The 4443-nt window shown below is 64.3% G+C and carries 5 protein-coding genes; 1 reads left to right on the top strand and 4 read right to left on the bottom strand.

Annotation, left to right across the window (positions count from 1 at the left end):
* Positions 1-557 precede the first annotated feature (557 nt).
* From ADK54_RS09640 to ADK54_RS09630, 3 genes are all read right to left on the bottom strand, one after another.
* Positions 558-995 (bottom strand): hypothetical protein, encoded by a 438-nt coding sequence (locus ADK54_RS09640; protein ID WP_053725142.1) that lies wholly within the window; start codon positions 993-995, stop codon positions 558-560.
* A gap of 398 nt (positions 996-1393) precedes the next feature.
* A complete protein-coding gene (locus tag ADK54_RS09635) occupies positions 1394-1720 on the bottom strand; it encodes a nuclear transport factor 2 family protein (RefSeq protein ID WP_053725141.1) in 327 nt (108 codons plus the stop codon).
* Between the two features lie 398 nt (positions 1721-2118).
* Positions 2119-2484 (bottom strand): hypothetical protein, encoded by a 366-nt coding sequence (locus ADK54_RS09630; protein ID WP_053725140.1) that lies wholly within the window; start codon positions 2482-2484, stop codon positions 2119-2121.
* A 239-nt stretch (positions 2485-2723) separates the two neighbouring features.
* On the opposite strand from ADK54_RS09630, the gene ADK54_RS09625 reads away from it, so the two are divergent.
* Positions 2724-3068, top strand: coding sequence for a hypothetical protein (locus tag ADK54_RS09625; RefSeq protein ID WP_053725139.1), 345 nt, complete (start codon positions 2724-2726; stop codon positions 3066-3068).
* Positions 3069-3378: 310 nt separating this feature from the next.
* Here ADK54_RS09625 and ADK54_RS45800 read toward each other — a convergent pair whose 3' ends face one another.
* A complete protein-coding gene (locus ADK54_RS45800) occupies positions 3379-4116 on the bottom strand; it encodes a hypothetical protein (protein ID WP_159047688.1) in 738 nt (245 codons plus the stop codon).
* Positions 4117-4443 lie beyond the last annotated feature (327 nt).

The raw sequence follows: 4443 nt of genomic DNA, 5'->3' as shown, positions 1-4443 counted from the left end.
GGCCTGTTCATAGGCCCTGAGCCCACCCCCTTGCGCATACCGCATACCACCGGCATAGCGCGGAACACCGCCGACGTCACGCCGACAACCCATCGGAAAGGTCAGTAACAGGAGCCACCACGCGGACACCCGTGACCGCGCAACCTCTGCTCGCCCCCGGCCGAGGCACCAGCTCGGAGGGCGAATCGGGTGGTGCGGAGCAGAACCCGGTTCGCTGTCGCGGTGGCCGTCACCGTCACGTCGGAGATGCTGTTGCTGTAGACCATCTTCTTGACGGCGTTTTCCAGGAAGAGAGTGATCACCGGTCGACCCGGTGCAGGGCGTGCAGGACGCGTCGGACCGACGCGACGGCCATCGTGCACCGGCCCCGGGAAAACGGCGGCCGGCACGTCACCGTCCACGGCCAGGACATCGGCCTTGCACACTCGGAAAAGATGCGGATCTCAGGGAGTTCCTGCGGCAGGCCGGTATCGACGAAACGGACGCCGTGGACCACCGAGGCGGACAAGGCGTAGCGCCGCCTGGGCGGCACTACGCCAAGGGAGCCGGTGCGCGGCTTAGATCATCTCCACCACGACGGCGGAGGCGGTGCCGTCGATGATTGCTCCGAGGGCGTCGGTGTCCGACTGGATGACCGTCTCCTCCCCGGTGAAGCCGGCGTGCTCGAACAGCGTCACACGCAAGCCCGTGGGGACGATGACCGAACTGATGGAGTCGTCGGGGATTGTCAGGTCGGAGCTGTCGTACCTGCCCGGAGCAAGGATCTGACTATTGCCCTCAAACAGCGGTTCCGTGTACACGACGGCGCTCGGGACTCCGTGAACCGCAGAGTCGGACCGGGACGCGATGGTCATTCCCGCCGCGTCGGCATGGGCCGAGTCAGTGCTCATCCCTGAACTGAGGCTCTCGATGGCGTTGCTCAGCGCGGCGTGAGACTTTTCGAGGTTGTTCTGGGTGATGAGTGAGAGAGCATTCGTGTTGAGGATCTGCACCATGGGTCCACCTTCACGTACGGAACAAATAAAGTCGTAATCCCATCGCCGCCAGCCTCACGTCAGCCGTTTGACCAGCAACGTCACTGTGGCCCCGCAGGTGTCGCTCGGTCCTCGGCCTGCCCAGGGCAGGCCACCCAGGGCCAGGCAAGCCTGGGGCCGGAGCCGCGGAGACTGCCAGCCTCTCCCGTTGGCCATCTAGCTGTAGCTCACAGGTGCGGGCCCAGCACGCCCACCAGTCCGGACCCCGTCACCGACGAGGTGGGGGCCCCTGGAATTCGCCGAAGCGGGGCCTCTCCCGAAATAGGTGTCTATTGCTCCGGGTTGAACTCGTACTCGAACACGTACCGGACGTTGTCGTAGGCCCTGGCGGTCGCGGTGGCCGCCCAGCAGTTCGGCAGTCAGCCGAGGAAGTCGACGTGGTCGATCAGCCCGTCGCGGACCCGGTAGGCGACCAGCACGCGGAGGGGGTCGTCCGTGATGCCGTGGGCGATCTCGTGATCCACCACCCAGTCGCCCTCGGTGAGTCGGCCGACGATCTCGGCCCGGCAGCGGCCCTTGGCGAACATGTCGGCGTACGCCTCCCGCACGGCGCCGCGGCCGATCAGGCGGTGGCCGCTGCGGCGGTTGATACAGACGTCGGGGGCGTACGTCGCCGCGAAGGCTTCGAGGTCATGGCTGTTGTAGGCGGCGAGCTGGCGTTCGACGATGGTCTCTGGGGTGGTCACCAGTTGATCATGCAGAGTGCTCCCTCGCCCGTCCAGGGGAAACCGGTACTTGCCCCATCCCCGCCCGCACCGTAGAAGGCGCCCCGGCCTGACCTCTACCGTGACGGCAATGGTGTTGCAGGCCGAACGAGCCCTCTTGCATGATCGGGAAATTCGAATCGTGAGGGAGGGGATGCGTATGAGGACCGACAGCGACACCCGGTGGGACTTCGCCCAGAGCGTCGATGACGACTCGACCTCAGGCTGAGAACCCGGATACCAACGGAGCTCCGGCCGCAGAAAGCAGCCGGAGCTCAGTCATACTCCGGGCAGTCCATGGATCACCTTGCGGGTTTCCCCGGCTTTCCGCAGCTCGGCGACAGGAGTGGGAAGGGGTTATTGCTGTGACCTTCGGTGGGTTACCGGACGGCGCAGTCGGCGAAGTTGTGTGTGCCACCTTCGCGGATATAGCACGGGGTGGTGCCGTGGAAGTGGGTGCCGCTGTGGGCGCCCTGGTATTCGATCTGGACGTAGGTGCCCTTCTTCCACCACCAGTTGTTGATGCAGGTCCAGGGGTTGGGGGTGTTGCGCCAGTCGGTGCTGACCCAGGCCCCGTTCTGGTTGGTGCCATGCACGTTGATGGCGTCGGACTGGCCGGTGTGGACGGTGACTTGAAGGCAGCAGCCGTCCGGAACGGCGTCAGCGGCCTGCGGGACTGCAAGCCCTGCCGCACTCAGGCCTACAACGGACAGGCCAAGGACCGCGCTTTCCACGAATCGGAACATGGTGCCCCCCCCTGCAGAGAAGTACCGCGGAGCGGGGCTGCCTCAAGACAGCCCTCATCGATGGCACCCCACCACAGGGGAGACATGCAGGAACAGGGCAGAAGGCCAAATCACCGAATAGGATACATCTTCCAGCGTAACCACAATAATGGCCAGAATTACCGTTGGTGACGCAGGCATCTTGCAGGGACTCTCGGGAAGGCACCCCATACCGGGCGTCAAGACGAGGGGGAGAAAGCATGCGCAAGATCGCAACGACCGCCGCAGCGCTGGCCCTGGCCGCAGGGGGTGGGCTCGCTATGGCGCCCAGCGCCGATGCGGCGACGGCCTGCCCGTCCGGAGCCGTCTGTATCCGTGAGACGGACGGCACCCTCCTGAACAAGAACATTTTCTACAGCTACGGCGCCCACAACCTGTCGAACGTCACCGGCTATCGCGTGATCGTCAACAGCCAGACTGGTGGCGCGGGCTTCACGGTCTGCTATGGCTACAACGGAACCAACTGCTCCGGCGTATCCCGCGACACCGGCGAATACGCGCCGTACGACATGACGCCGATCAACTCCGTGGTCCTCGTGGCATAACCAACACCGGGAACACTCTTCAGTACCTGGCCGGCCTGCCGGCCAGGTATTCCGGGCGCCATCTCGTGGAGTTCCTACGCCAGGCCGGCATCGACGAGACAGACAGGATGACGTGCCGACCCTGGCCTCAACAGGCGCGCGCTTGCCGAGATGGCCGACCAAGCACGCGCTGCGAACGCCCACCTGCTCTCAGACCCTTGGGAGCCTGTGCCCAGAACCGCGACACAACCTCCTACGGATCATCCCCCGTTCTCCTTGATAATCCGTTCGGCCTCTCCGGTTCGGGCCGCTAACTCCTTGCGATATTCACTCAGAACATGGACATGGCTCTCGATGTACCGACTGTCGTAGGCGAACTGCAGTACGATGGCGAGCCCAAGCACTTTGGTCGATACCTTGCACGTGACGTCGGCCGATGCCTGTTTAGCTCAGCAGGCGTGTGCTGAAACGTGATCACGCCGTCCTGCTCGATCCTTTTCGGTATCAGGCTTGTGTTGGCCAGTACCTCCTGCGGCGTGGAGTAGTCGTATCCCTCGGATTTCATACACGCGCTCCACGCTGCATACGCCGTGACGAGGCGCGGGTCATCGGTGGGTATCTGCGGGCCGTGGTCCGGCAGGGCCTTAGGGTCCGGGAGCGGGAGGGCACCTCCCGTCGCACGCACGCTCTGACCTTTGCAGCCCTCGGCCGGAACAGCCTTGCCTGCGTACGTTGAGACCTGTCTTCCAGAGGTGTCCTTCCCGTGCTCCACCACCATCACGTCTGCCGACGTCGGTGCAGCGGCGGGTTGGCCTGATGCAGGTTGAGGCGGGACCCTGTCGTAACCGCTCACGGCCGCCGTTGCAGGATCGAAGAACCCGTAGAGAGGTGAATGCGACTTATCGTATCGAAGGGACTTGTCGTCGAATCCCAGTAGATCAGTCGCCACTGCGGGCAGCTTGAACTCCCGCATGCATTTCTCGTTCAGGATGTTCGCCGCGGCCTGCAGCGTGGCAACCTCGTGCGGCGTTACGAGGTATTGGTCGATGGGACGCTTGATCTGGTCCACCGACGTGATGGTCGGCACCGGTCCGAGGGATGGCGGCTCCTGATGACGCGAACTCGGCTTCGTGCCGGTCGAGGCGGGCCCGCAACTCACCAGAGCCGCCAGCAACGCCAAGGCGAGCACTGCGATCATTCTTCGTTTCATTTCAGGACCATCCTGAAGGGCGCTCTCAACGGCCGCGGGTGCCAGGAAGCGACAGGATCGTTCCAGGCACCCGCGGCGCAGAGGGACTAGTACTCCAGTGGTACTTCATCATTCTCGCTGGTCAGGGGCGGTCTTTCGAGCCTAGCGGGCTGACGGTTCCTCAGGGGCCGGTTCCGGTGGCTGCTT

Origin of the sequence: Streptomyces sp. WM6378 (assembly GCF_001279695.1) — a bacterium.
Taxonomy (GTDB): domain Bacteria; phylum Actinomycetota; class Actinomycetes; order Streptomycetales; family Streptomycetaceae; genus Streptomyces.
This window is presented reverse-complemented; position numbering and strand designations above follow the sequence as displayed.

Excerpts from the sequence above, each read along its gene's own strand:
- ADK54_RS09640 (WP_053725142.1), bottom strand. The coding sequence starts at position 995 with ATGGTGCAGATCCTCAACACGAATGCTCTCTCACTCATCACCCAGAAC.
- ADK54_RS09630 (WP_053725140.1), bottom strand. The coding sequence starts at position 2,484 with ATGTTCCGATTCGTGGAAAGCGCGGTCCTTGGCCTGTCCGTTGTAGGC.
- ADK54_RS09625 (WP_053725139.1), top strand. The coding sequence starts at position 2,724 with ATGCGCAAGATCGCAACGACCGCCGCAGCGCTGGCCCTGGCCGCAGGG.